Raw genomic sequence first — 25,875 nt, 5'->3', positions numbered from 1 at the left:
GGGGTCACTGCCGACCCTGGATAAAAAACGCCCAGCCAGGGGGCCGGGCGGAGCATGCCACCTCCGTGTGGCGTATCCAGCGGATACATTCATGCTCCATCCAGCAATACCAACCCTGGGGCGATTATACAAATATCAATTTAACATGCTGATTTGATATGGTTTTATTTCACGTTTCTGGCAAACTTCGCCCACAATCGAACGCACCTTGCTCACAGAACAAGATCCTGATCACACTTATTCATGACTGCCGCTTTTTTCGGCACGGACTCTGAGGAACGTTTTTTATGCAGTTGGTCCTCTCCCTGCTTCAACAGATGAGCGTCAGTCTGGTGATCGCCTATCTCTTCTCCAAGAGTCCGCTGCTGCGTCCCCTGGCCAACTATTCCGTCAGACTTCCTCACAAGATACTGATATACATTATTTTTTCCAGCTTTTGCATCCTCGGCACCTATGTCGGGCTCGATATCGATGATGCCATCGCCAACACCCGGGCAGTCGGCGCCGTATTGGGGGGGCTGCTGGGAGGCCCGCTGGTGGGCTTTCTGGTAGGGCTGACCGGTGGCCTGCACCGCTACACGCTAGGGGGATTTACCGATCTCGCCTGCGCCATCTCCACCACCCTTGAGGGCTTGCTGGGGGGGCTGGTGCACTGGCGGCTGATGCGCTCCGGGCGGACAGATGCCCTGTTTGAACCGCGTATCGCCTTCTTTACCACCCTCTATGCCGAGATCATGCAGATGCTGATCATCCTGCTGGTGGCCACCCCGTTCGAGCAGGCTCTGCTGCTGGTGCGCACCATCGCCACCCCCATGATCCTGGCCAACTCCTGCGGCGCCGCGCTCTTTATCAGCATGATCCGCGACCAGCAGCGGATGTATGAAAAATTCTCCCGGGTCTTCTCCGCCAAAGCGCTCAATATCGCCAATCGCACGGTCGGCATCATGAGCCAGGGCTTTACCCCGGAGGCGAGCCGCAAGATTGCCCGCATCATTCAGGAGGAGACCGGCGTAGGTGCTGTCGCCATCACGGATACCGACAAGATCCTCGCTTTTATCGGCATCGGAGAAGATCACCATCTGCCAGGTACGCCCATCGCGTCAGCCACCACCATGAAGGCCATCACGCACAACAAGGTGCTGTTTGCCGATGGCAACAGCCAGCCCTATCGCTGCAGCCTCTCGCCTGCTTGCCAGCTGGGCTCTGTGCTCGTGATCCCGCTGCAGGGTGACAAGGGGGTGATCGGCACCATCAAACTCTATGAACCGAAGAAGCGGCTGTTTCTCAAGATCAACCACACCCTGGGGGAAGGGATTGCCAACCTGCTGTCACAGCAACTGCTGGCCGGTCGGCTGGAGCAGCATCAGCGGCTGCTGGTGCAGTCCGAGTTGAAACTTATCCAGGCCCAGATCAACCCCCATTTTTTGTTCAACACCCTCAATACCATCAGTGCCATCACCCGGCGCGATCCCGACAAGGCGCGGGATCTGCTGCTGCACCTGTCGCTGTTCTTTCGCAAGAACCTCAAGCGCCAGAGCGGGCTGGCCACCCTGCAGGAGGAGCAGGAGCACTGCCAGTCTTATCTGGAGATCGAGCTAGCCCGTTTTGGCGACCGATTGACGGTGGTCAACGAGATCCCGCTCCACCTGGCCACCTTGCGCCTGCCAAGCTTCACCCTGCAGCCGCTGATCGAAAATGCCATCAAGCACGGCATCTCGACGCTGCTGGAACAGGGGCGCATTCGCCTCTATACCGAGGAACATACCACCAGTGTCACCATCCATGTGGAAGACAACGCCGGCGCCTGGCAAGAAAGGCCCGCCGGTGACGGTCTTGGCATGACCATCGTCGACCGACGGCTCAAGAGCGCCTTTGGCGAGCGCTACGGCGTGACCATTGCGTGCGAGCCGGAGCAGTGGACCCGGGTTTCGTTCACCATCCCCAAGGAGCAACCATGATCCGCACCCTGATTGTTGATGACGAACATTACGCCCGCGAGGAGCTGAAACTGCACCTTGCCAGCGATCCCGCCATCGAGATAGTCGGTGAAGCGGCCAACGCCATCGAGGCGCTGCCACTGATCCAGCAGCTCAAACCGGATGTGGTGTTTCTCGACATCCAGATGCCCAAGCTGAGCGGCATGGAACTGGTAGCCATGCTCGATCCCCTGCCCCGCATCGTGTTTGTCACCGCCTTCGACGAGTATGCCATTCAGGCATTTGAGGAGAACGCCTTCGACTACCTGCTCAAACCGGTGGAACCGGCACGGCTGGCCAAGACGCTGGCTCGCCTCAAGCAGGATATCTCCCCGCAGCCGGTCGAGCGGCTGGCCCCCACCATCGAACACATTCCGGGCTATCTGCACAATCGGGTACGGCTGCTGCCGATCGCTCAGGTGGAGTATGCCTTTTCCGATCTCGGCGGCGTCCACGTGGCTTGTCAGGGGGAGCTGTTCCACACCCAGCTCACCCTCAAATCCCTGGAGGAGAAGAGCCTCCTGTTGCGTTGCCACCGCCAGTACCTGGTCTCCCCCAAGGCCATCTTCGAGATCCGGCTGCTGGATAACCAGCTGGCAGAGATCCTCACGCCGAGCGGCGCCCGGGTGCCGGTCAGCCGTCGCTATCTCAAGGAGCTAAAAGATCAACTGGGGCTGGACTGACCCAGGGAATGTGCGCCTGATCACAGCCGCTGACCACTCGGCGCGCCAAAGCGCCACTCGGGAGGTTTCGCCTGCCAGAGAGAAGCAAGCGTTTTAAACTCGCGACGCATACTAAAAAATAACAATGCAGGAGCGTAGTAATGATCTGGTTCTTCCTATGTGTCGGCCTACTTGTCGCCGGCTATTTCATATATGGCAAATTCATCGAGCGGATATTCGGCCCGAAACCCGAGCGCGCCACCCCCGCCATCACCATGGCTGACGGGGTGGACTATGTCCCCATGTCGGACAAAAAAGTCTATCTGGTACAACTGCTCAACATCGCAGGCGTCGGCCCCATCTTCGGTCCCATCCTCGGTGCCCTCTACGGCCCGGTCGCCATGCTGTGGATCGTGTTTGGCTGCATCTTCGCCGGCGCAGTACACGACTACTTCTCCGGCATGCTGTCGGTGCGCGCCAAGGGCGCTTCGGTACCGACCGTGGTCGGCGAGCATCTGGGCACCGTCGCCAAGCACTTCATGAACCTGTTTGCCGTGGTACTGCTGATGCTGGTTGGCGTGGTGTTCGTGCTGAGCCCGGCAGGCTTGCTCGCCAACCTCACCTCCACCGATATGGTCTACTGGATTGTGGCGATTTTTGCCTACTACATCCTGGCGACCATCGTCCCCATCGACAAGATCATCGGCCGTTTCTACCCCATCTTCGGCGCACTGCTGGTGTTCATGTCAGTCGGCCTTATCATTGGTCTGATTGTCTCCGGCAAAGGCTTCTACAACACAGGGATGGACTTCTCCAACCTGCACCCGACCGAGTTGCCGCTGTGGCCGCTGCTGTTCATCACCATCGCCTGTGGCGCGGTATCGGGCTTTCACGCCACCCAGTCACCGCTGATGGCTCGCTGCATGCAGAACGAAAAGTCCGGTCGCTTCATCTTCTACGGCGCAATGATCGGTGAAGGGATCATCGCTCTCATCTGGTGTACCCTGGGTCTCTCCTTCTACGACAGCACCGAAGCGCTCAACGCCACCATGGCCAACGGCGGCCCGGCGGCTGTGGTACATGAAGTCTCCACCAGCCTGCTCGGCACCGTGGGCGGCATCCTCGCCATCCTCGGCGTGGTGATCCTGCCCATCACCTCAGGCGATACCGCGTTTCGCAGTGCTCGCCTGATCGTGGCGGACTTCCTCAAGATGACCCAGAGGCCGCTGGTCAAGCGTCTGCTGATCGCCATCCCCATGTTCATCCTTGGTTTCATCATCTCCAAGGCCGAGTTCGGGGTGATCTGGCGCTACTTTGGCTGGGCCAACCAGACCACGGCCGTCATCATGCTGTGGACTGCGGCGGCCTATCTGGCCAAAGAAGGCAAGCTGCACTGGGTCTGCACCATCCCTGCCATGTTTATGACCGCCGTGGTGTTTACCTATCTGGCCAACGCCCCCATAGGTTTCGGGTTGGAAATGGGCATCTCCACCATCATAGGCCTCATCTGCACCCTGGTGACGACGGTGGCCTTCCTGGTGAAATTCAGACCGGCACTGGTGAGCAGCACCAGCTAACGTTGACCGATTCAAACACTGAAAAAAAGGGAGCCATTTAGGCTCCCTTTTCATTACTCATTTCACGCCAGTGGTGTCATACTTCTCCAGTAAGTCATTGTCATCGATAGGACTTTTTTGGACTTGCGACGTATGGCACACCATACTGTTTGACGACTTCAGACTCACTTAAGCTCCAGTACAACAATGTTGCTTAAGATGCCGTCCTCAAAACCGATAAACGTGTGATTCCCCATTGCTTTATAAAAAATGGAATCCAATGATTGGTTGTATATCAAACCTCTGGAGACCCCCATGTTCCTTGATTATTTTGCCCTTGGCCTGCTCATCTTTGTCGGGCTGGTCATTTTTTACGGAGTCATCGTGATCCACGATATTCCTTATGAAATAGCCAAACACCGCCAGCACCCCCATCAGGATGCCATTCACGTTGCAGGTTGGGTCAGTCTGTTTACCCTGCATGTACTCTGGCCATTCCTCTGGATCTGGGCCACCCTCTATCGCCCCGAGCGGGGATGGGGCTTCAACCAGCGCCTTCAGCAAGATGAGGACGAGATACAACTGCTCAAGCAGGAGCTCACCGATCTCAAAACGCGCATCCATACCATCGAACAGACTGAACAACAGGGATAAATCATGGACCTGCTACTGATCCTGACCTACACAGCACTGTGCGTGGTCGTGTTCAAGATTTTCCGCATTCCGCTCAACAAGTGGACCGTCCCCACCGCAGCACTGGGTGGCGTGGTGCTCATCGGCACCCTGATCATGCTGATGAACTACAACCACCCCTACTCCGAGATGGCGCGCAACTACTATGTCTCCACCCCCATAGTGCCGCTGGTCAAGGGCCGGGTCGTTGAGGTTCCGGTGCAGGCCAACCAGCCGGTGAAAAAAGGGGATGTGCTGTTTCGCATCGATGACGAGCCGTTTCGCCTGAAAGTGGAGAGCCTTACCGCACGGGTCGAATCCAACCGCGAGCACCTCAAGTCCATTGAGGCGAGACTGCGCTCCGCCAAGCTGGATCGGGATCGCGCCAAAGAGCTGATGCAACGCAATGTAGGCAAACAGCGAGATTTGGATGTCAGCCAGGCCAACGTAGACGATATCGTGGCCCAGATTGACCAGCAGAAAGCCACCCTGAACGATCTGCAAGCCCAGCTGCTGGAAGCCAAGTATCAGCTGGCCCAAAACGTGGTCTATGCCCCGAGTGATGGCCATGTGGTACAACTGGCCCTGCGCCCCGGCATGATCGCCACCCCCTTCATGTACCGTCCGGTGATGACCTTCATCCACCAGAACGATACAGCCTATGTGGGCTGGTTCTGGCAGAACAGCATGCAGCGTCTGGCCGTCGGCGACGAGGCGGAAGTGGTGATCGATGGCGTGCCCGGCAAGATCTTCAAGGGCAAGGTGACGGCAGTGGTTCCGGCCATTGCCGCCGGTAACGTACAGGCCAACCTGGGACTACTGGATCAGACCACCGCAGTGCGTCCGGGTCGGCTGCCGGTGGTCATCTCCATCACTGACCCCGAGTGGGCCAAGTATCAGGTGATTGCAGGCTCCAGTGGGCAGGCCGCTGTCTACACCCACTACTTCCACCATGTCTCCGTGATGCGGAAAATACTGCTGCGCATGGCGAGCTGGATGAACTACATCTTCCCCTTCCATTAATCAGCACAATCCCTCCCAGCGGGCCGGCATCATGCCGGCCCGCTGTTTTTGTGGCGCCAAGATCCCTATAATGGCGCCATCCTGCGCCGCACCATGCCCAAACGCCACTCCCCATGTTCGTTCTCAGACCCTATCAAACCGACGCCGTCAACGCCGTGATCAGCCACTTTCGCAAGCACCCGGATCCCGCCGTGGTAGTGCTGCCCACCGGAGCGGGCAAGAGTCTGGTGATCGCCGAACTGGCCCGCAAGGCCCGTGGTCGAGTGCTGGTGCTGGCCCACGTCAAGGAGCTGGTGGAGCAGAACCACGCCAAGTACGAGGCGTGGGGGCTCAAGGCCGATATCTTCGCCGCTGGCCTCGCCCGCAAGGAGGCGAGCGCGCAGGTGGTGTTTGGCTCGGTGCAGTCGGTCGCCCGCAATCTGGCGGCCTTCGACGGCGCTTTCTCGCTGCTGATCATCGACGAGTGTCATCGGGTTTCGCTCGATGATGACAGCCAGTACCATCAGGTGATCGAGCATCTCAAGGCCGCCAATCCGGCTCTCAAAATTCTGGGTCTCACCGCCACCCCCTATCGGCTGGGGCTGGGCTGGATCTACCGGCGCCACTACCACGGCATGGTGAAGAGTCACGGCGAGCGACTGTTTGGCGACTGCGTGTTCGAGCTGCCCCTGCGCTTCATGGTGAAAAACGGCTACCTGACGCCACCCCGTCTCGTCGATGCCCCCATCGTCCACTATGACTTCAGCAAGCTGGTGGCGCGGGAGAACGGCCTGTTCAGCGAGGCGGATCTCAATGGCAAGCTCAAACGCCAGCAGCGGGTTACCCCCCATATCCTGAGCCAGGTGCTGGAGTACGCCGCCGACCGGCAAGGGGTGATGATCTTCGCCGCCACAGTCGAGCATGCCAGCGAAGTCCACGGCCTGCTCGGCGCCAAAGGGGAGCAAGCGGCCCTGATCACCGGCGAGACGCCGGGCCCGGAGCGCGACGCCCTGATCCATGCCTTCAAGGCGCGAGAGCTCAAGTTTCTGGTCAATGTGGCCGTGCTCACCACCGGCTTCGATGCCCCCCACGTGGATCTCATCGTCATGCTGCGGCCTACCGAGTCGGTCTCGCTCTATCAACAGATCGTCGGCCGCGGCCTGCGCCTCTCGCCGGGCAAGGCCGATTGTCTGGTGCTCGACTATGCGGGCAACAACTTCAATCTGTTTGCCCCCGAGGTAGGGGAGCCCAGGCCTCACGCCGGCACCGAGCCTGTGCAGGTGCCATGCCCCGCCTGCGGCTTTGCCAACACCTTCTGGGGTAAAACCGATGAGGATGGCAAGGTGATTGAGCACTATGGCCGCCGCTGTCAGGGCTTGTTTGAAGATGACGAGGGCAACCGCGAGGAGTGCGACTACCGCTTTCGGTCAAAAATTTGCCCCGCCTGCGGCGCCGAAAACGACATCGCCGCCCGCCGCTGCCAGAGCTGCGATCAGCTGCTGGTGGATCCGGACGACAAACTCAAAGAAGCCCTCAATCTCAAGGATTGCATGGTCATTCGCTGCGCGGGGCTGACCCTCACCGCAGGGCGCGGCAAACAGGGGGAACGGCTGGAGGTCACCTACCACGATGAGGATGGTCTGACCCTGAGTGAATACTTCGGTTTTCACTCCCCGGGCGCACAACGCTTGTTTCAACAGCGCTTTGTGCGTCATCATTGGCCCGCCCCGGGGCTGGAGCCCGAATTCACCACCCTGGCGAGCGTGCTGGCCGCGCAAAGTCAGTTCCGTCATCCGGATTTTGTCATCGCCCGCAAATCGGGCCGTTTTTGGCAGATAAAAGAGAAGATTTTTGATTATGACGGCCGCTATCGCACCGCCAACTCGATGGCGTGATAGTCACTGGCGACCGGCATGAATTGCGTTACCCCCGTCGATCCCGCATCGACGGGTAACACCAGGTTGAATTATCAGGGTCGGCATCGCACTGCCGACACCCTTCGTCACGTTAGAGGATCTTATGCAGCGGCTGTTGATTGGTTTTTGTGCTCTCTTTTCTCTGGCGGCTCAGGCCGCCCCGCTGACGCCCCCTCAGGGTGGCCAGTACGCCATCATAGTGCAGGGCAATAACGGCGTTGAGTTTGCCCGTCATGCGGATCAGATGATCGCCCCCGCCTCCACCATGAAGGTGCTTACCGCATTGGCCGCCCGCCTCGAGCTCGGGGCAGATTTTCGCTTTGCCACCGACATTCAGGCCCAGCCGGGCGCCAAACAGGGTGACACCATCAAAGGCGACATCTGGATCAACTTCGTCGGCGACCCCACCCTCTCCCGAATGGATCTGCTGGCGCTGTTCAAACAGCTCGGCGTCACCCGCATCAAGGGCAACGTCTACGTCAACACCGGCGCCTACAACGGCTACGAGCGCGGCAACGGCTGGTCGTGGGGGGATCAGACCCTCTGCTTCGCTGCCCCTGTATCGTCTGTCATCATCGACAAGAACTGCGCCTATGGCACCATCACCGCTACCCAGATTGGCAAACCGGCCACCGGCAATGTGGCCACCGGCGTGGCCATCGGCATCGGCGCCGACAATGTGGAAGTGATGAGCTACGGCGACATGGCACGCCAGTTCTGCGCGCTGGAAGTGGACATGGCCAAGGGCAACTTCTACGAGCTCAAGGGCTGTATTACCCCGAACAAGGAGCCTCAGGGTCTGCGTTTCGCCATCCATGACGTGGAAGCCTGGGGCTGGGACAACATCCGCTGGGCGATGAACCGGGCCGGCATCAAGCACGAGGGGCTGCTGCGAGTGACCCACAAGGCACCGATCGGTGCCGAGACGCTGGGCACCCACTATTCGGTCTCATTGCCCATCATGCTCTCCAAGATGCTGAAAAAATCTGACAACCTCTACGCCGACACCTTCCTCAAAACCGTGGGCCGTCACTACTACAACAAGCCGGGCAGCTATCGCAGCGGCACCATGGCAGTGCGTGCCATCCTGACCAAAAACGGTATCGATCTAGGCAACGCCACCCTGGCCGACGGCTCGGGTCTCTCGGCCCACAACCTCATCAGCGCCCGCCAGATGCTGTCAGTGCTCAACTTCATCCAGAAAAACGATGCCGAACTCGGTCTCATCAAGTTGCTGCCCAGCTCTCAGGTGGATGGCACCCTGGCCTGGCGGCGCAGTGTCACCGCCCCCATGATGAAAAACAAGGTGCATGCCAAGACAGGCACCATCACCGGCACCTCCAATCTGGCCGGCTTCATCGATACCGCAGGCGGCCAGCGCAAAGCCTTCGTGATGTTCCAGCGCGGCCTGTCGCAGGATCCCGCCACCCATGAGCGCTACCGTGCCAGCAAGGCCGCCTGGCCATGGACAGTGTTCGAGAAAGGGGTGCTTGAGAGCATCTATCAACAGCAGCCGATCCAGATTGCCGAGCCGCAGTGAGCTGCTGAGGATCGGGGGGCAACCATCGCCATATCGCCGACCCGCGATGCGGCAATAGGCCCACTCGAATCACGGTATCGATAATTTCGGCTTCAAGTCGCCACGAGGCATGGCTATGCTGTTGCCGGCCTCATATCAACGGCCATACAAAAACGGCTTAAAGAACGGAGAATAAATATGTTTGCAGTGATTTTTGGTCGCCCGGGTTGCCCCTACTGTGTCCGTGCCGTACAGGTCGCCGAGCAGCTGACCGAGCAGCGCGATGACTTCAAATTCCGCTACGTGGACATCCACGCCGAAGGCATCACCAAAGAAGATCTGGCCAAGAGCGCCGGCAAGCCGGTCAATACAGTGCCGCAAATCTTCCTGGACGAGCAGCACCTTGGTGGCTGCACCGATTTCGAAGCCTATGCCAAAGAGAACCTGGGTCTCTACCAGTAAGCTCCCCCGCATGGGAAAAAGGCGCCTGATGGCGCCTTTTTTGATGGTGCAAACCGCCGTTCAGCCCGCGGTCGGGGTGAAGCGGCTCACCACCTGCCCCTGATGCTCGATCCACTCCATGAACAGGGCGACAGGACGGGCATAGACGACCCCATCCTGCTCGGATTGATAGATCACCAGCGGCTCCCGGGTTTCGGTGTGCAGGGCCAGGGTGAGCACCTGATAAAACCCTCCCTTGAAGTGGCGATAACGGCCGGGCGCGGGTGCGTGCATGGAAATACCTCAACAGATGACCAAAATAGGCCCATCAACGACGCGCCAAGGCGCCACACAGGAGACAAGCCACGACTTTTTATCGCAAGCCAATCGTGCCATTGGATGCGAATATTTCAACACAGTTGGGCAACTTTGTTAATCAGCCCCTCATCTTTCACTAGTGAACCTCGGCTCACACAAACGATTGTGCTGAATTTAACGTTTCAGCAACCCTGTTTGAAGGCTAAAAATCAGGGAATTCTACTAATAATAAGATTGTTCTAGCATTCAATTCTGTGAAGAATAGAGGAAAAGAAATTTGATACTAAAAATCGCCTTTTTCGCCAACGCGTCCCCACGGGGAAGGAAGCACACTCACCATGTTCACTATCGACAAGTCGCACAAGCTCGACGATGTCTGCTATGACATTCGCGGCCCGGTGCATAAAGAGGCTCGCCGTCTCGAAGACGAAGGCCACCGCATTATCAAGCTCAATATCGGCAACCCGGCCCCGTTCGGTTTCGATGCGCCGGAAGAGATCATCAAGGATGTGATCCTCAACATGCCGCTGAGTCAGGGCTACTGCGATTCCAAGGGGCTCTTCTCGGCCCGCAAGGCGGTGATGCAGTACTACCAACAAAAAGGGATGCGAAAGGTCGATATCGATGATATCTACATCGGCAATGGCGCGAGCGAACTGATCGTGATGGCGATGCAGGCGCTGCTCAACAACGGCGACGAGATGCTGGTGCCCTCCCCCGACTATCCGCTCTGGACTGCCGCCGTCACCCTCTCCGGTGGTCATGCGGTGCACTATCGCTGCGACGAAGGCGCCGACTGGTATCCGGATCTCGACGATATCCGCGCCCGTATCACGCCGCGCACCCGCGGCCTGGTGCTGATCAACCCCAACAACCCGACCGGCGCCGTCTACGGCAGCGAGTTCCTGCTGGAGGTGATCGAAATCGCCCGCCAGCACAACCTCATCATTTTCGCCGACGAGATCTATGACAAGATCCTCTACGACGACATCTCTCATACCAGCGTCTGCACCCTGTGTGACGATGTGATGGTGGTGACCTTCAACGGCCTCTCCAAGGCCTACCGTGCCTGCGGCTTCCGTCAGGGCTGGATGGTCATTACCGGTCCCAAGGGCCGTGCCAAGGGGTATATCGAGGGGCTGGAGATGCTGGCCTCCATGCGGCTGTGTGCCAACGTGCCGATGCAGCACGCCATCCAGACCGCGCTCGGTGGCTACCAGAGCATCAACGAGCTGATCCTGCCGGGCGGCCGCTTGCGCCGTCAGCGCGACAAGGCGTGGGAGCTGCTCAACGAGATCCCCGGCGTCTCCTGCGTCAAGCCCAAGGGGGCGCTTTATATGTTCCCGCGCCTGGATCCCAAGGTGTATGACATTCGCGATGACCAGAAAATGGTGTTCGACCTGCTGCAGCAAGAGAAACTGCTGCTGGTGCAGGGCACCGGCTTCAACTGGCCGGCGCCGGATCACTTCCGACTGGTGTTCCTGCCCCGTGAAGAGGAGCTGGAAGAGGCCATTGGCCGCCTCGCCCGCTTCCTCAAGGGTTACAAGCAGTAAGCACAACTCATTGCAACAAAAGGCTCCTTTGGAGCCTTTTTTTCATCTTACGCGCCATGATGATGGCAACCAATGTGGCGCTATCCCTCTCACGACCATAGTGCGAGGCAACCACGCCACCGCCACACCATTGCGTTGATAAAAAAAGCCCCCTCTTTTTCCAAAGAGGGGGCCCTGTTTTCGCTTGCGTCAGGATCAGAGCTCGACTACGTCGAATGTCACGTTCGGGTTGACATCCGCCTCGTAATCCACCTCGGCCAGACCGAAACCGAACAGGCGCAGGAACTCCTGCTTGTAGCCGGTGTAGTCGGTCAGGTCGGAGAGATTCTCGCTGGTGATGGAGGGCCACAGATCGCGGCAGGTCTGCTGCACGTCATCACGCAGTTCCCAGTCATCCATACGGATGCGGGCCTGCTCGTCCAGTACCAGCGCCTCCCCATAGAGACGGGTGCGCATCATGCGATCCACCTGCTCCATGCAGCCCTCGTGAATGCCCTTCTCTTTCATGATCTTGAAGGCCATGGAGATATAGAGCGGCATCACCGGAATGGCGGAAGAGGCCTGAGTCACCACGGATTTCAGCACGGCCACGTGGGCGGTGCCGCCCTTGGCAGCCAGATCGCCACGGATGGCGGTAGCGGCGCGGTCCAGATCTTCCTTGGCGCGGCCCAGAGTGCCATGCCAGTAGATGGGCCAGGTCAGATCGGTGCCGATGTAGGAGTAAGCGACGGACTTGGCGCCGTCGGCCAGCACACCCGCGTCACGCAGGGCAGCCATCCACAGCTCCCAATCCTGACCGCCCATGACGGTGATGGTGTTCTGGATCTCTTCCTCGTTCGCCGGCTCGACGGTGGCGGTGATGATCTGATCCTTGTTGGTATCGATGGCGGTGGTGGTATAGACCTCACCGATCGGTTTGAGGGCAGAACGCACGACTTCACCGGTTTGTGGCATCTTGCGCACTGGTGAGGCCAGGGAGTAGACCACCAGATCAATTTGACCCAGATCGGCCTTGATGAGCTCGATCACCTTGGCGCGGCACTCGTTGGAGAAGGCATCGCCGTTGACGCTTTTCGCATACAAACCCGCCTCTTTGGCGGCCTTGTCGAAGGCGGCTGAGTTGTACCAACCGGCGGAGCCCGTCTTGGTCTCGCTGCTCGGCTTTTCGAAGAAGACGCCAATGGTGGCAGCGCCGCTACCAAAGGCAGTGGCAATCCGGGAGGCCAGACCATAACCGGTGGAGGCGCCTATCACCAGCACCCGCTTGGGGCCATTGGCAATCATGCCCTGCTCTTGGGTGTAAGCGATCTGGCGACGAACATTGGCCTCACAGCCAACCGGGTGAGTGGTGGTGCAGATAAAGCCGCGAACCTTGGGTTTGATAATCATATAGGGGTCTCGGATCCGTTAAATGGATGAAATCGGTGCATAAGATACCTCATCTTGCCGTGATAGGGTGCTCTGATGTGTTGAACTGCGGGGAAAATGAACAGATTCACGGCCCCGCACGGCCAAAACCGGGCTGGCCCCGGGGCGCGGCTTTGCCGTGGTGGCGGACGAAGTGCAGCAACTGGCCGCCAAAAGCACCAGCGCGTCCCGGTAGCGGGGGACAGATCAGCTGTCGGCGATAACAGGCTCGCGTACCTTGCGCCGAGCAGGCAGTTGCCCAACAGCAATACCCAGCAGAACGGCGCCACAGGCAAGCCACTGCAGCGACGTCAGGGTTTCACCGAGCAGCAGATAAGCCAGCAACAGGGTAAACACCGGGATGAGGTTCACATAGGCCGCCGCCAGCGTCACCTTGACCTGGGTCACCGACCAGTTGTAAAGCAAGTAGGCCCCGAGCGTCACAAAGGCACCGAGGAAGACGATGACCACCATGTCCTGCCAGGCCCAGGCCGTCGGCCAGGGCTCGCGGAAAGCGAAGGGGGCAAAGAAGAGGGTACCGATAAAAGCCTGCAACGCGGTCAGGGTCAGCACGCTGTAACGACTGGAGAGCTTCTTGAATACCACGGCATAGATGGCGGCGCACAGCATGGCCCCCATCTCCAGGCTATTACCGAGCAGGGCGTTGGGGGCAAACTCGTCCACTCCGCTGCTCAGCCCCAGCAGGGCGATGCCGACGATGGCGATGGCAAACCCGAGCAACTGGCGGCGACTGACCCGCTCCCTGAGCAGCACAAAGGCAACCAGGGCCACGATGAGCGGTAACATGGCACAAACCATGCCCGCCTGCCCGGCACTGGTGTAGCGCAGGGCATTCACCTCCAGCAGGAAATAGAGGCAGGGCTCCAGTCCCCCCATCAGGGCCAGCCAGCGCCAGTCCCCTTTTTGATAGGTGAAATTGCCCAGATAGCGGTAGCAAAGCAGCCAGCAAAGCGCGGCCACGCTCATCCGCATGAACAGCACCTGACCGAAGCCCCAGATCCCCAACACGTGCTTGAGGGCGATAAAGGAGCTGGACCAGAGCAGCATTGCCAGGGTCAGGGTAAAAATGGGTAAAGGGCGCACATTTCCTCCATGAAATTGGCCATTTGAATAATAACCATGCGGCCTTGCGGTTGTTTAAGGAGACCTAAAATCAGATAATACCGCCGCCTTCAAACCGGATAACCCATCTCCCATGACTGAGTACCTGCTTTTATTGGTCAGTACTGTGCTGATTAACAACTTCGTGCTGGTGAAGTTTCTCGGCCTGTGTCCCTTTATGGGCGTCTCCGGCAAGCTGGAGACCGCCGTCGGCATGGGGCTGGCGACCACCTTCGTGATGACGCTGGCCAGCGCCAGTTCCTATCTGATGGAACACTATATCCTGATCCCGCTGAACATCGCCTACCTGCGCACCCTTGCTTTCATTCTTGTGATCGCCGTCGTAGTGCAGTTCACCGAGATGGTTATCCGCAAGAGCAGCCCGACCCTCTATCGCCTGCTTGGCATCTTCCTGCCGCTCATCACCACCAACTGCGCCGTGCTGGGCGTGGCGCTGCTGAGCATCAACGAGCGTCACAACTTCCTTCAGAGCATCATCTACGGGTTTGGCGCAGCTGCAGGCTTCTCGCTGGTACTGATACTGTTTGCCGCCATGCGTGAACGCTTGGTGGCAGCTGACGTTCCCACTCCGTTTCGCGGGGTGTCGATTGCCATGATCACCGCCGGCCTGATGTCGCTGGCCTTTATGGGCTTTACCGGCCTTATCAAGATATAGCGCTATGACTCACATACTCTTTGCCGTTCTGGTGTTGGCTTTACTGGCCCTGGCCTTCGGCATCATTCTGGGCTTTGCCGCCGTCAAGTTTCATGTAGAAGCCGATCCCATCGTCGATCAGCTCGATGCCCTGTTGCCACAGACCCAGTGTGGCCAGTGCGGCTACCCTGGCTGCAAACCTTATGCCGAGGCGCTGGCCAATGGCGATCAGATCAACAAGTGCGTGCCCGGTGGCGATGCCGCCATGCGCAAGATAGCGGATCTGATGGGGGTAGAACCCCAACCGCTGGGCAGTGCAGAGACCGCGATCCCGGTCAAGAAAGTCGCCTTCATCCATGAAGATCAATGCATTGGCTGCACCAAGTGCATCCAGGCCTGTCCGGTCGATGCCATCGTCGGTGCCACCAAGGCGATGCACACCGTCATCACCGACGAGTGCACCGGCTGCGATCTCTGTGTCGATCCCTGCCCGACCGACTGTATCGAGATGGTCCCGGTGCCGACCACGGTCGACAACTGGAAGTGGGATCTGGCCAAGGTCGCCATTCCGGTCAAGATAGTGGAATAAACAGCGGAGTAACCATGCAGCATCTGCTCGAACGCATCAAAGCCGGCACTCTGTGGGATTTTCACGGCGGCATTCACCCTCCCGAGAACAAGCACCAATCCAGCCTGACCCCGGTGGTGGACGCGGGTCTGCCGCCCCAGCTCATCATTCCGGTGCGCCAGCATGCAGGTCCGTCTGGCGATCTGCTGGTACAGGTCGGCGACAAGGTCAAAAAAGGTCAGCCGCTGACCCGCTACGACAAGGGGCGCATCGTGCCGGTGCACGCCTCCACCTCGGGCACCATCACGGCCATCGGCCACCACACGGTAGCGCACCCCTCCGGCCTCGATGATCTCTGCATCACGCTCACCCCGGATGGGGAAGATGCCTGGGGTGAGCGGCAGGGCCGCAGCGACTACTGGAATCTGGAGCGGGGCGAGCTGCTGGAACGCATCCAGCAGGCCGGCATTGCGGGCCTCGGCGGCGCCGTGTTCCCGACCCACAGCAAGCTGGACGGTCGCGGTCAGCTGACCGAGATCCTCATCGTCAACGGGCTGGAGTGCGAACCCTATATCAGCACCGACGATCGACTGATGCAGGAGTATGCCGACGAAATCATGGACGGCATCCGGGTGCTCAAGCATCTGCTCAAGCCCAAGCTGACCCTGATCGGGGTGGAAGACAACAAACCCGCCGCCATCGGCGAGCTGACCCGTCACGCCACAGATGAGGATGTGCTGGTCAAGACGGTGCCGACCAAGTACCCCTCGGGCGGTGCCAAGCAGACCATAGAGCTGCTTACCGGCCGTCAGGTACCCAAGGGAGGCCGGGCGGTGGACATGGGCATCATGGTGCTCAACGTGGCCACCGTATTTGCCATCAAGCGCGCCATCCTCGACGGCGAACCGCTCATCTCCCGCATCGTCACCCTCACCGGCGATGCCTTCAAGAAGCCGGGCAACGCCTGGGTACTGCTGGGCACACCAGTGCGCTGGCTGTTGCAGCGTTTCGAGCTGCAACCCGAGGCGGACCAACGGGTCATCATGGGGGGCCCCATGATGGGTTTCACCCTGCCCCACGCCATGGTCCCCGTGGTCAAGGCCACCAACTGTCTGCTCTCCCCGACCCGGGCCGAGCTGCCGCCCGCCGGCCCCGAGCAAGCCTGCATCCGTTGCAGCGCCTGTGCCGATGCCTGCCCGGCCACTTTGCTGCCCCAGGAACTCTATTGGTACAGCCGCGCCAAAGAATACGACAAGGCAGAAGCGCTCAGTCTGTTCGACTGTATCGAGTGCGGCGCTTGCGCCTGGGTCTGCCCGAGCGAGATCCCGCTGGTGCAGTACTACAAGATTGCCAAGGATGATATTCGCGAGGCGCGTGCCGAGGCAGAAAAAGCCGAGCGTGCCAAACAGCGTTTCGAGGCCAAGCAGGCCCGGTTCGAGCGGGAAAAAGCCGCCCGCGAGGCTCGTCACGCCGAGGCGGCAGCCCAGCGCCGCCAGGCCATGACAGCCGCTGGAGGCGAAGACCCGGTCGCCGCAGCCCTGGCCCGCATCAAGGCCAAGCAGGAGACGACCACCAGCACAGCGGCTGAGCAGCCCGACAACAGCGCCATGATGGCCGCCCGCGAAGCACGCAAGCAGGAGGCCCTCGCCCGCCGCGCCGCCAAGGCGGCCAGCGGCGATGAGCCCGCCGTCGTTGCGCCCACGCCAGAGGCGCCGGATCCGAAAAAAGCGGCCATCGCTGCAGCCTTGGCCCGTGCCAAGGCCAAGAGGGCGGCTCAAACCGCCCCTGACGAAGCAACCGCTGATACATCGGCCGCTGCGGCTACCCCTGTCACAGAGGCGACACCCAGCGCCGAGGCCGATCCCAAAAAGGCAGCCATTGCCGCCGCCATCGCTCGCGCCAAGGCCAAGAAGGCCACGCACGCTGCGGATGAAAACATCGCCGCCGCGCCCGAGTCGATTACGACCGAACCCGAGCGGGGACTCGACCCCGCACCGGTTCCGGCCGAGGTCGATCCCAAGAAAGCAGCCATTGCCGCCGCCATCGCTCGCGCCAAGGCCAAGAAGGCCGCGCACGCTGCGGAGGAAAACATCGCAGCCGCGCCCGAGCCGATTGCAACCGAACCCGAGCAGGGACTCGACCCCGCACCGGCTCCGGCCGAGGTCGACCCCAAGAAAGCAGCCATTGCCGCCGCCATCGCTCGCGCCAAGGCCAAGAAAGCCGCGCATGCTGTGGAGGAAAACATCGCCACCGCGCCAGAGTCGATTGCAACCGAACCCGAGCAGGGACTCGACCCAGCACCGGCTCCCGCCGAGGTCGACCCCAAAAAGGCAGCCATTGCCGCCGCCATCGCTCGCGCCAAGGCCAAGAAGGCCGCGCACGCTGCGGAGGAAAACATCGCCGCCGCGCCAGAGTCGATTGCGACCGAACCCGAGCAGGGACTCGACCCCGCACCGGCTCCGGCCGAGATCGACCCCAAAAAGGCAGCCATTGCCGCCGCCATCGCGCGCGCCAAGGCCAAGAAAGCCGCGCATGCTGTGGAGGAAAACATCGCCACCGCGCCCGAGCCGATTGCGACCGAACCCGAGCGAGGACTCGACCCCGCACCGGCTCCGGCCGAGGTCGACCCCAAAAAGGCAGCCATTGCCGCCGCCATCGCCCGCGCCAAAGCCAAGAAGGCCGCGCACGCTGCGGATGAAAACGTCGCCGAGCCTGACGCAGGTGTCGTCGCTGACGCGGATACCCGTCAGGCCACAGCACAGGTACAGGTCGTTACTGACGCCGATCCCAAGAAAGCGGCCATTGCCGCCGCCGTGGCCCGCGCCAAAGCCAGAAAGCTGGCTGCCGACGCCGCGCTGCAGGCATCCCCTTCTTCATCGACCGACAAGAGCCACTGATCCATGTTCAATATCGCGAGTGCGCCGTTTGCCCATAACCGCAAACAGACCCAAACCCTGATGTTGCTGGTGATCCTGGCTTGCCTGCCCGGCCTGCTGGCCCAGATCTGGTTCTTCGGCTGGGGTTCCCTTATCCAGATCCTGCTGGCGCTGGTCACAGCGCTGGGTGCAGAGGCATTGGTGCTCAAGTTGCGCCGCCGTCCCATCAAGCCCGCCCTGATGGATGGCAGCGCGGCGCTGACCGCCGTGCTGATCGGCCTCTCCCTGCCTCCCCTGCTGCCCTGGTGGATGCTGGTGCTCGGTACCGCCTTTGCCATCATCATCGCCAAGCACCTCTACGGCGGGCTGGGTCAAAACCTGTTCAACCCGGCCATGGTGGCCTATGTGCTGCTGCTGGTCTCCTTCCCGGTACAGATGACCAGCTGGCTGCCGCCGTCGGGCATAGCCGCCTATGGGATAGGCTTCGGCGATGCGGTGTCCGTCATCTTCACCGGCTTCAGCCTGGACGGCTACAGCATGGCGCAGCTCAAGCAAGGGGTGGATGGCCTCACCATGGCCACCCCGCTCGATACCTTGAAGACCGGGCTGACCCAGGGGCTCACCGCTGGCGAGGTGATGACCCACGCCGTGTTCGAGGGCTGGGGCGGTATCGGCTGGAGCTGGGTCAACCTCGGCTACCTGTTGGGCGGCCTGTTCCTGCTGCAACAAAAAGTCATCAACTGGCGCATTCCGGGAGCTATTCTGGGCTCCTTGCTGCTGGCGGCAACCCTGGGTTATCTGATGACGCCGGATGCCACCGCCACCCCCATGTTCCATCTGTTTAGCGGCGCCACCATGCTGGGGGCCTTCTTCATCGCCACCGATCCGGTGAGCGCCAGCACCACCCCTCGTGGACGTCTGGTCTACGGCGTGCTGATCGGCGTGCTGGTCTACCTCATCCGTCGCTTTGGCGGCTACCCGGACGCCTTCGCCTTCGCCGTGCTGCTGGCCAACCTCTGTGTACCGCTGATTGACAGCCTGACGCGCCCCAAGGTCTACGGAGCCCGCCGCAAATGAGTAACATTCTGCGGATAACCCACCTCTGCGTGGCCACGCCGAACGACCACCTGACACGCCTCAGGGGAGATGGAGCACGTCGTACATGACCCTGGCGCAAACCCCACTCTCAGGAAAGATCCAATGTTAAAGAGCATGCGCAAAAATGGCGTCACCCTGGCGCTGTTTGCCCTGGCCTGCACCGCCGTGGTGGTGCTGACCAACGAGCTGACCCGTGACCGGATCGCCCATCAGCAGCAGCTGGAGAAGCTGCGCACCCTCTCGGCCCTGTTGCCGGAGGGGAGCTATGACAATGATCTGGTGGCCAGTTGCAAGCAGGTGCAGAGCAGGAGGTATCTGGGCAGCGATCAGGCCATGCCGCTCTACACCGCGACCCTGCGGGGCGAGATCACCGGCTATGCGCTGGAAACCGTGGCCCCCGACGGCTACAGTGGGGCCATTCGTCTCATCGTCGGCACAGATGCCAAGGGTAACGTCAGTGCGGTACGGGTGCTGGCCCACAATGAGACACCGGGCCTTGGTGACAAGATAGAATTGAAGAAATCGAGCTGGATCAACAGCTTTTCTGACAAGTTCCTCAACCACGACAACGAGGCAAGCTGGGCGGTGAAGAAGGATGGCGGTGAATTCGATGCCTTCACCGGCGCCACCATCACCCCCCGCGCCGTGGTCAAGGCGGTGAAGAACCTGCTGCTGTTACAACAGGAGCACCCTGAATTGCTGCGGGATGCCCCCTCCTGTGACCCCACCCCATAACACCGGAGCACAAGCCATGGAACAAGTCGATGTGATTGACGGGCTGAGCCCGGTCAGCGAGGGCAATGGCCGTCGTGAAGAGCTCAAGGAGCTGATGCTGCAAGGGCTGTGGAAAAACAACCCCTCCCTGGTGCAGGTGCTGGGGCTCTGCCCCACCCTGGCGGTCTCCTCCACCTTTACCAATGCGCTGGGGCTGGGATTGGCCACCATGGCGGTGCTGGTCAGCTCCAACCTCACCATCTCCCTGGTGCGCAACCTGGTGCCCAAGGATATCCGCATTCCCGTCTATGTGATGATCATCGCCGCCCTGGTGACCAGCGTGCAACTGTTGATGAACGCCTACACCTATGGCCTCTATCAGGCGCTCGGCATCTTCATCGCCCTGATCGTCACCAACTGCGTCATCATAGGCCGGGCCGAGGCGTATGCCTCCAAGAACCCACCCCTGCTGGCTACCCTCGACGGCTTCATGATGGGGCTGGGCTTTACGCTGGTGCTGCTGGTGCTGGGGGGGCTGCGGGAGATCATCGGCATGGGCACCCTGTTCGACGGTGCCGATCTGCTGCTGGGGGATTGGGCCAAGTCCTTGCGCATCGAACTGTTCCACGCCGACGCCAGCCTGCTGCTGGCGATCCTGCCTCCCGGCGGCTTCATCGGCCTGGGCCTGATGATCGCTGGCAAAAACGCCATCAACGACTGGCTGGGCCGCAAGCAGGCTGCCGACAAGGCACACGCCGACGTGCCGGCTGCGGTCACCCGCGCAACCCAGCTCTGAGACAAGAGAGAGCCATGAACAACCAGAAACGCAGGCTGATCCTGGAGCTGCTGCGGGACGACAATCCCCACCCCACCACAGAGCTCAACTTTCACTCGCCGTTCGAGCTGCTGATCGCCGTGCTGTTGTCGGCCCAGGCCACTGACGTGAGCGTCAACAAGGCCACCGACAAGCTCTATCCGGTGGCCAATACCCCGGCCGCCATGCTAGCGCTAGGGGTGGACGGGGTGAAGCAGTACATCAAGACCATTGGCCTGTTCAACACCAAGGCCGAGAACGTCATCAAAACCTGTGCCATCTTGCTGGAGCGTCATGGCGGCGAGGTACCGGAAAACCGCGAAGCGCTCGAAGCCCTGCCAGGGGTCGGTCGCAAGACGGCCAACGTGGTGCTCAACACCGCCTTTGGCTGGCCTACCATCGCCGTCGATACCCACATCTTTCGGGTGTCGAATCGCACCGGCTTCGCGGTGGGCAAGAACGTGGATCAGGTGGAAGAGAAGCTGCTGAAAGTGGTGCCCGCCGAGTTCAAGCTGGACGTGCACCATTGGCTGATCCTGCACGGCCGTTACACCTGTCTGGCTCGCAAACCACGCTGTGGTTCCTGTATCATCGAGGACCTTTGCGAGTACAAAGAAAAGGTCTACCCGGAGAGCTGAACACACGGTCCTGCACACCATGCGGCCACATCAGTCGATCCGGGTTCTCCCTTCTTCTATCGAATATCAGTACAACGTAAATCCTATCTGGAGAGCCAAGTCATGAGAATCCTGCATACGATGTTACGCGTCGGCGATCTGCAACGCTCCATCGACTTCTACACCCGAGTACTGGGGATGAAACTGTTGCGCAAGAGCGAGAACAGCGAATACAAGTACACGCTGGCCTTCGTCGGTTACGGCGACGAGAAGGATGAGTCCGTCATCGAGCTCACCTACAACTGGGGCGTGAGCGAATATGAGCTGGGATCGGCCTACGGCCATATTGCGCTGGAAGCAGACGATATCTATGGCACCTGCGATGCGCTGCGTGCCGCCGGCGCCAAGATCACCCGCGAGCCGGGCCCGGTCAAGGGCGGCAAAACCGTCATTGCCTTCGTGGAAGATCCGGATGGTTACAAAATTGAACTGATCGCCAAGAAAGACACAGGCACAGGCCTGGGTGACAGCCTCTAAGGCATCGCCAGGACAAGATCCCCATAAAAAAGAGCGCCACAGCGCTCTTTTTCATTGAAGGGTCACCGCCCATCAGATGGCGCCATTGCGCCCCATGTTGATCACCACGCGCCGGTTCTTGGCGCGGCCACCTTCGGTTTCGTTAGAGGCGACGTGCCGCTTCTCGCCATGCCCCTCTACCGAGATCTTGCCGGGTTCGATACCCAGATCCACGAACACCTTCTTGATGGCATCGGCCCGCTTCTCGGAGAGTTTCTGGTTCGGCCAGCGACCGCCATAGCTGTCGCTGTAGGCGTCGATCACCACCACATCGATACTCTTGTCGACCTTCACATACTCACCGATCATCGCCAACCGCCGTTTGGAGGCCAGCGACAGCTCGTCGCTGTTCTTGTCATAGGTGAGCACGCTGAAGGCGATGTCATTGAAACTGTATGGCAGCAGGCTGTTCAGGCAATCCACGAACGCCTGATACTTGACCCGGAAGTTGACCGAGGAGAGCGACACCCGCACCGGTCGATTCTGGCGATACCAATCGCGATACTGGAAGGTCGGCATGCGCCCCCCCTCAAGCTCGTCCAGCATGGTCCAGGCGGTCTGCCCCTCCACCAGGCCATCGAACTGCTGGTAGAAGCGCAGCTGGCTCACTTCCCGTCCGGCGATGCCGGGTCGCCAGACTGGTGGCATGATCCCCAGACTGACCGTCTGGGTCCGGGCCTGCTGGCGCAGCCCCTTGAGTTCAAAATCCAGATTGATCCGGCGGCTGGCCCGGCTGACGAAGGCTCCCGTACCCCAGTTGGGAATGGGGTGTTCGAGGCGGCACTCCACTTGCGTGTCCGAGGTCAGGCGCCAGACGGATTGATCCAGGCCGGCACCAAACTCGGTAACGCCCGCCTGTAACTGCATACTCACGGATATGCTGACCAACCCTAACATCCAAGCGTTCAACTGCCTGCCCTCCACACGATCTCACGTTAGGTATCGGCAAGGACAAAACAAGCTTTAGGGCAAACCACTCAGTGAGGGGCAGAACGCGCCATCAACTTGAAACTGGCAAGCCAGCAGATCCCGCTCGGCGCTGCTCTGCTGTAAGGTGTCCGAGTACAGACTATGGGCTTCGTACACCTCGCGTATGGTTATCACGGGGAGTGTATGTCGTCGGTGAGGTAGCGGTTGCACCTGCGTCGCCATCGTAAAACCGCAAAGCCAGCAACGGCTGGCAGACCACCGGCAACATCTTGTGCGCCACTCCCAGCGTCTTCATCGCGCTCCCTGACGTGGTCAATGATAAGCCCGCGTGTCGATAATAGAATCAGACACCTGTCTCATGGTTGCGGATGAGGGACAAGGGCCGGCTTTTTTGCCATAATGCCGCCTCATTTCACGCCGACCGAGATACCATGACCGACGCTGTTCACACCCTCAAGGGCCGTTTTCGTGGCTTTTACCCCGTCGTCATCGATGTTGAAACCGCCGGGTTCAATGCCAGAACCGACGCCTTGCTGGAAATCGCCGCCTATACCCTCAAGATGGATGAGGATGGCTGGCTTCTGCCCGACCAGATCTTTCATTTTCACGTCGAGCCATTCGAAGGCGCCAACCTGGAGAAGGCGGCGCTGGAGTTCACCGGCATAGATCCTTTCAATCCACTACGCGGTGCCGTCAGCGAGAGAGAAGCGCTGACCGAGATTTTCAAGGGCATTCGCAAGGGGATGAAGGAGCACGACTGTGGCCGCGCCATCATAGTGGCCCACAACGCCACCTTCGATCACGGCTTCGTGATGGCCGCCGCCGAGCGCGCCGGCCTCAAGCGCAATCCGTTCCACCCGTTTGCCACTTTCGATACCGCCGCCCTCTCCGGTCTGGCACTGGGACAAACCGTACTGGCCAAAGCGTGTCAGAGCGCCCGCATCCCGTTTGATAATAAAGAGGCGCACTCCGCCCTGTATGACACAGAACGCACCACCGAGCTGTTCTGTCACATCGTCAACCGCTGGAAGAGCCTGGGTGGCTGGCCACCGGCCCATCCGGATGATGCCCCCGCCGCCGACGACGCGAGCGAATAACCGGCACGAGCAATAAGCAAGAAGGCTGCCCTGGCAGCCTTCTTCTATTAGGTTGGCGAGATCAATCTGGTTTGACCAGAATAGCGAAATCAGGGCCATACAAAGCCGTTTTTCACCCCCACGCCCACCTTGGCCCCCCGGGTCAGCCGGGAATGCTGCCAATAGGCATTTTGCCTGATTTTTTACTCGACATTTGTCACATTTTTCGCAAACTAACGGCCTTTTACATGACAGACAGCTACACAATCCATAAGGAAATCAAATGAATCCTGTTGTTATCGCGGTTGCGCTGATGCTGGTGCTCAGCCTGCTGCGGATCAATGTGGTGGTCTCCCTCTCCATCGGCGCCATCGTCGGCGGCCTGATCGGTGGACTCTCACTGCAGGAGACCCTCAGCACCTTTACCGGTGGTCTGGGTGGCGGCGCCGAAATCGCCCTCTCCTATGCCATGCTGGGGGCCTTTGCGGTCGCCATCTCCCGCTCAGGGATCACCGACCTGCTGGCCCGCAAGGTGATCAGCCAATTGGGCAAGGATGCCAGCAGTTCTCGCATCCTCTGGGTCAAGAGCCTGCTGCTCACCTCAGTGTTGGCGGTCTCCATCTCCTCCCAGAACCTGATCCCGGTCCACATCGCCTTCATTCCTATTCTGATCCCGCCGCTGCTGCACGTCATGGCCCAGATGCAGATCGACCGCCGTCAGGTGGCCTGCGTCATCACCTTCGGCCTGACTGCGACCTATATGCTGTTGCCGGTCGGTTTTGGCGGCATCTTCCTCAATAACATCCTGGCCAAGAACCTGATCGACAACGGCGTGCCGGTCGAGCACGGCCAGCTGCCACTGGCGATGGCCATTCCGGTACTGGGCATGTTCATCGGTCTCTTGATCGCTGTCTTCATCAGCTACCGCAAGCCACGCCAGTATGACATGGGCAAGATCCTGGCCGCCGAACCCGAATCCGTCGAGCTCAACCTCAACCACATCTGGGTGGCCCTGCTGGCCATCGGCGTGGCCCTGGGGCTGCAGTTGATGACCAACAGCATAGTGCTGGGGGCGCTGGCCGGTTTTGTCATCTTCACCTGCGGAGGGGTCATCAAGTTTCGCGAGAGTCAGGACGCCTTCACCCAAGGCGTGCGCATGATGTCCCTCATCGGCTTCATCATGATTTCGGCCGCCGGCTTCGCCGCCGTGATGAAGGCGACCCACGGGGTGGAGAGCCTGGTGCAGTCCGTCTCCGCGGTGATCGGGGATCAGAAGGGCCTCGCCGCCTTCCTGATGTTGCTGGTTGGCCTCTTGATCACCATAGGGATAGGCTCCTCTTTCTCCACCGTGCCCATCATAGCCACCATCTATGTGCCGCTGTGCATCCACCTCGGCTTCTCGCCCATGGCCATCATAGCCCTGGTCGGTACGGCCGGCGCACTGGGGGATGCGGGCTCCCCCGCCTCCGATTCGACGCTCGGCCCCACCTCCGGCCTCAACGCCGACGGCCAGCACGACCATATCTGGGACAGCGTGGTGCCCACCTTCATCCACTACAACATCCCGCTCATCCTCTTCGGCTGGATTGCCGCCATGGTGCTCTGAGCCATCGGACAAGATAGATGCAGACACGCAAAAGGCGACCTCAGGGTCGCCTTTTTGTTGTCCATCATGTGCGACCCGTCCTCCAGCCGGGGCTTGACACGGGTATCCTGCTGGCAGGCGCTAGCTTGTATCAGGATAACAACCATATGGTCTGGCCTGGGTGTCACAGCCGTCTGCTGGCGAGGCAGAGGCAGAGGCAGA

At 60.2% G+C, this 25,875-nt stretch carries 23 protein-coding genes; 19 read left to right on the top strand and 4 right to left on the bottom strand.

The features are described from left to right. The first annotated feature begins 287 nt into the window (after nt 1-287). The 8 genes from BN1129_RS11810 to BN1129_RS11775 all read left to right on the top strand — a co-directional run bounded on the left by BN1129_RS11810 (nt 288) and on the right by BN1129_RS11775 (nt 9,765). On the top strand, nt 288-1,958 hold the full coding sequence (locus BN1129_RS11810) for a sensor histidine kinase (RefSeq protein WP_042036745.1): 1,671 nt from the start codon (nt 288-290) through the stop codon (nt 1,956-1,958). Then, complete coding sequence (btsR, locus tag BN1129_RS11805) at nt 1,955-2,659, top strand: two-component system response regulator BtsR (RefSeq protein ID WP_042036744.1); 705 nt, start codon at nt 1,955-1,957, stop codon at nt 2,657-2,659. Before BN1129_RS11810 ends, btsR begins: the two co-directional genes overlap by 4 nt. Nucleotides 2,660-2,799: 140 nt before the next feature. After that, nucleotides 2,800-4,215 carry a carbon starvation CstA family protein gene (locus BN1129_RS11800; protein ID WP_042036743.1) on the top strand — a complete coding sequence of 472 codons (1,416 nt, stop codon included), beginning with the start codon at nt 2,800-2,802 and terminating at the stop codon, nt 4,213-4,215. Between the two features lie 294 nt (nt 4,216-4,509). Then, nucleotides 4,510-4,848, top strand: coding sequence for a DUF3302 domain-containing protein (locus BN1129_RS11795; protein WP_042036741.1), 339 nt, complete (start codon nt 4,510-4,512; stop codon nt 4,846-4,848). A gap of 3 nt (nt 4,849-4,851) precedes the next feature. Continuing rightward, on the top strand, nt 4,852-5,889 hold the full coding sequence (locus BN1129_RS11790) for an HlyD family secretion protein (protein WP_042036737.1): 1,038 nt from the start codon (nt 4,852-4,854) through the stop codon (nt 5,887-5,889). 113 nt (nt 5,890-6,002) lie between these two features. Then, nucleotides 6,003-7,763, top strand: a complete 1,761-nt coding sequence (gene radD / locus BN1129_RS11785; RefSeq protein WP_042036736.1) for a DNA repair helicase RadD — start codon at nt 6,003-6,005, stop codon at nt 7,761-7,763. 124 nt (nt 7,764-7,887) lie between these two features. Continuing rightward, on the top strand, nt 7,888-9,324 hold the full coding sequence (dacB, locus tag BN1129_RS11780; RefSeq protein WP_042036733.1) for a D-alanyl-D-alanine carboxypeptidase/D-alanyl-D-alanine endopeptidase: 1,437 nt from the start codon (nt 7,888-7,890) through the stop codon (nt 9,322-9,324). A gap of 177 nt (nt 9,325-9,501) precedes the next feature. Then, nucleotides 9,502-9,765: a GrxA family glutaredoxin gene (locus BN1129_RS11775; RefSeq protein WP_042036732.1), complete on the top strand. Its 264-nt coding sequence runs from the start codon at nt 9,502-9,504 to the stop codon at nt 9,763-9,765. A 60-nt stretch (nt 9,766-9,825) separates the two neighbouring features. On the opposite strand, the gene BN1129_RS11770 is transcribed toward BN1129_RS11775, so the two are convergent. Next, complete coding sequence (locus BN1129_RS11770) at nt 9,826-10,038, bottom strand: DUF1653 domain-containing protein (RefSeq protein WP_042036731.1); 213 nt, start codon at nt 10,036-10,038, stop codon at nt 9,826-9,828. Between the two features lie 362 nt (nt 10,039-10,400). Between BN1129_RS11770 and BN1129_RS11765 the strand changes: the two genes are divergently transcribed. After that, nucleotides 10,401-11,615 (top strand): pyridoxal phosphate-dependent aminotransferase, encoded by a 1,215-nt coding sequence (locus BN1129_RS11765; protein WP_029300366.1) that lies wholly within the window; start codon nt 10,401-10,403, stop codon nt 11,613-11,615. Between the two features lie 195 nt (nt 11,616-11,810). Here the strand turns inward: BN1129_RS11765 and fabV are convergent, their stop codons facing one another. Both fabV and BN1129_RS11755 read right to left on the bottom strand, forming a co-directional pair. After that, nucleotides 11,811-13,004 (bottom strand): enoyl-ACP reductase FabV, encoded by a 1,194-nt coding sequence (gene fabV / locus BN1129_RS11760; protein ID WP_042036728.1) that lies wholly within the window; start codon nt 13,002-13,004, stop codon nt 11,811-11,813. Between the two features lie 225 nt (nt 13,005-13,229). Continuing rightward, nucleotides 13,230-14,126 (bottom strand): DMT family transporter, encoded by an 897-nt coding sequence (locus tag BN1129_RS11755; protein WP_042036726.1) that lies wholly within the window; start codon nt 14,124-14,126, stop codon nt 13,230-13,232. Nucleotides 14,127-14,238: 112 nt separating this feature from the next. Here BN1129_RS11755 and rsxA point away from each other — a divergent pair, with 112 nt between their 5' ends. From rsxA to gloA, 8 genes are all read left to right on the top strand, one after another. Continuing rightward, entirely contained in the window at nt 14,239-14,820 is a 582-nt protein-coding gene (rsxA, locus tag BN1129_RS11750) for an electron transport complex subunit RsxA (RefSeq protein ID WP_042036724.1), read from the top strand. Nucleotides 14,821-14,824: 4 nt separating this feature from the next. Then, nucleotides 14,825-15,388 (top strand): electron transport complex subunit RsxB, encoded by a 564-nt coding sequence (gene rsxB, locus BN1129_RS11745; protein WP_042036721.1) that lies wholly within the window; start codon nt 14,825-14,827, stop codon nt 15,386-15,388. A 14-nt stretch (nt 15,389-15,402) separates the two neighbouring features. Next, nucleotides 15,403-18,264, top strand: a complete 2,862-nt coding sequence (gene rsxC, locus BN1129_RS11740) for an electron transport complex subunit RsxC (protein WP_042036717.1) — start codon at nt 15,403-15,405, stop codon at nt 18,262-18,264. Nucleotides 18,265-18,267: 3 nt separating this feature from the next. Then, nucleotides 18,268-19,320 carry an electron transport complex subunit RsxD gene (rsxD, locus tag BN1129_RS11735; protein WP_042036714.1) on the top strand — a complete coding sequence of 351 codons (1,053 nt, stop codon included), beginning with the start codon at nt 18,268-18,270 and terminating at the stop codon, nt 19,318-19,320. 123 nt (nt 19,321-19,443) lie between these two features. Further along, nucleotides 19,444-20,076: an electron transport complex subunit RsxG gene (gene rsxG, locus BN1129_RS11730; protein WP_042036712.1), complete on the top strand. Its 633-nt coding sequence runs from the start codon at nt 19,444-19,446 to the stop codon at nt 20,074-20,076. Between the two features lie 16 nt (nt 20,077-20,092). Then, nucleotides 20,093-20,851: an electron transport complex subunit E gene (locus BN1129_RS11725; RefSeq protein ID WP_042036711.1), complete on the top strand. Its 759-nt coding sequence runs from the start codon at nt 20,093-20,095 to the stop codon at nt 20,849-20,851. A 14-nt stretch (nt 20,852-20,865) separates the two neighbouring features. Further along, on the top strand, nt 20,866-21,507 hold the full coding sequence (nth, locus tag BN1129_RS11720; protein ID WP_042036710.1) for an endonuclease III: 642 nt from the start codon (nt 20,866-20,868) through the stop codon (nt 21,505-21,507). A gap of 102 nt (nt 21,508-21,609) precedes the next feature. Then, complete coding sequence (gene gloA / locus BN1129_RS11715) at nt 21,610-22,023, top strand: lactoylglutathione lyase (protein ID WP_042036707.1); 414 nt, start codon at nt 21,610-21,612, stop codon at nt 22,021-22,023. 72 nt (nt 22,024-22,095) lie between these two features. Here gloA and BN1129_RS11710 read toward each other — a convergent pair whose 3' ends face one another. Further along, nucleotides 22,096-22,971 carry a flagellar protein MotY gene (locus BN1129_RS11710; protein ID WP_181364610.1) on the bottom strand — a complete coding sequence of 292 codons (876 nt, stop codon included), beginning with the start codon at nt 22,969-22,971 and terminating at the stop codon, nt 22,096-22,098. 452 nt (nt 22,972-23,423) lie between these two features. On the opposite strand from BN1129_RS11710, the gene rnt reads away from it, so the two are divergent. Together rnt and BN1129_RS11700 are read left to right on the top strand one after the other, a co-directional pair. Continuing rightward, nucleotides 23,424-24,089: a ribonuclease T gene (rnt, locus tag BN1129_RS11705; protein WP_042036706.1), complete on the top strand. Its 666-nt coding sequence runs from the start codon at nt 23,424-23,426 to the stop codon at nt 24,087-24,089. A gap of 262 nt (nt 24,090-24,351) precedes the next feature. Further along, a complete protein-coding gene (locus tag BN1129_RS11700; RefSeq protein ID WP_042036704.1) occupies nt 24,352-25,674 on the top strand; it encodes a Na+/H+ antiporter family protein in 1,323 nt (440 codons plus the stop codon). Nucleotides 25,675-25,875: the final 201 nt, after the last annotated feature.

This window comes from Aeromonas popoffii (assembly GCF_000820025.1).
Lineage (GTDB): Bacteria > Pseudomonadota > Gammaproteobacteria > Enterobacterales > Aeromonadaceae > Aeromonas > Aeromonas popoffii.
This window is presented reverse-complemented; position numbering and strand designations above follow the sequence as displayed.

Excerpts from the sequence above, each read along its gene's own strand:
- BN1129_RS11810 (WP_042036745.1), top strand. The coding sequence starts at position 288 with ATGCAGTTGGTCCTCTCCCTGCTTCAACAGATGAGCGTCAGTCTGGTG.
- btsR (WP_042036744.1), top strand. The coding sequence starts at position 1,955 with ATGATCCGCACCCTGATTGTTGATGACGAACATTACGCCCGCGAGGAG.
- BN1129_RS11800 (WP_042036743.1), top strand. The coding sequence starts at position 2,800 with ATGATCTGGTTCTTCCTATGTGTCGGCCTACTTGTCGCCGGCTATTTC.
- BN1129_RS11795 (WP_042036741.1), top strand. The coding sequence starts at position 4,510 with ATGTTCCTTGATTATTTTGCCCTTGGCCTGCTCATCTTTGTCGGGCTG.
- BN1129_RS11790 (WP_042036737.1), top strand. The coding sequence starts at position 4,852 with ATGGACCTGCTACTGATCCTGACCTACACAGCACTGTGCGTGGTCGTG.
- radD (WP_042036736.1), top strand. The coding sequence starts at position 6,003 with ATGTTCGTTCTCAGACCCTATCAAACCGACGCCGTCAACGCCGTGATC.
- dacB (WP_042036733.1), top strand. The coding sequence starts at position 7,888 with ATGCAGCGGCTGTTGATTGGTTTTTGTGCTCTCTTTTCTCTGGCGGCT.
- BN1129_RS11775 (WP_042036732.1), top strand. The coding sequence starts at position 9,502 with ATGTTTGCAGTGATTTTTGGTCGCCCGGGTTGCCCCTACTGTGTCCGT.
- BN1129_RS11770 (WP_042036731.1), bottom strand. The coding sequence starts at position 10,038 with ATGCACGCACCCGCGCCCGGCCGTTATCGCCACTTCAAGGGAGGGTTT.
- BN1129_RS11765 (WP_029300366.1), top strand. The coding sequence starts at position 10,401 with ATGTTCACTATCGACAAGTCGCACAAGCTCGACGATGTCTGCTATGAC.
- fabV (WP_042036728.1), bottom strand. The coding sequence starts at position 13,004 with ATGATTATCAAACCCAAGGTTCGCGGCTTTATCTGCACCACCACTCAC.
- rsxA (WP_042036724.1), top strand. The coding sequence starts at position 14,239 with ATGACTGAGTACCTGCTTTTATTGGTCAGTACTGTGCTGATTAACAAC.
- rsxB (WP_042036721.1), top strand. The coding sequence starts at position 14,825 with ATGACTCACATACTCTTTGCCGTTCTGGTGTTGGCTTTACTGGCCCTG.
- rsxC (WP_042036717.1), top strand. The coding sequence starts at position 15,403 with ATGCAGCATCTGCTCGAACGCATCAAAGCCGGCACTCTGTGGGATTTT.
- rsxD (WP_042036714.1), top strand. The coding sequence starts at position 18,268 with ATGTTCAATATCGCGAGTGCGCCGTTTGCCCATAACCGCAAACAGACC.
- rsxG (WP_042036712.1), top strand. The coding sequence starts at position 19,444 with ATGTTAAAGAGCATGCGCAAAAATGGCGTCACCCTGGCGCTGTTTGCC.
- BN1129_RS11725 (WP_042036711.1), top strand. The coding sequence starts at position 20,093 with ATGGAACAAGTCGATGTGATTGACGGGCTGAGCCCGGTCAGCGAGGGC.
- nth (WP_042036710.1), top strand. The coding sequence starts at position 20,866 with ATGAACAACCAGAAACGCAGGCTGATCCTGGAGCTGCTGCGGGACGAC.
- gloA (WP_042036707.1), top strand. The coding sequence starts at position 21,610 with ATGAGAATCCTGCATACGATGTTACGCGTCGGCGATCTGCAACGCTCC.
- rnt (WP_042036706.1), top strand. The coding sequence starts at position 23,424 with ATGACCGACGCTGTTCACACCCTCAAGGGCCGTTTTCGTGGCTTTTAC.
- BN1129_RS11700 (WP_042036704.1), top strand. The coding sequence starts at position 24,352 with ATGAATCCTGTTGTTATCGCGGTTGCGCTGATGCTGGTGCTCAGCCTG.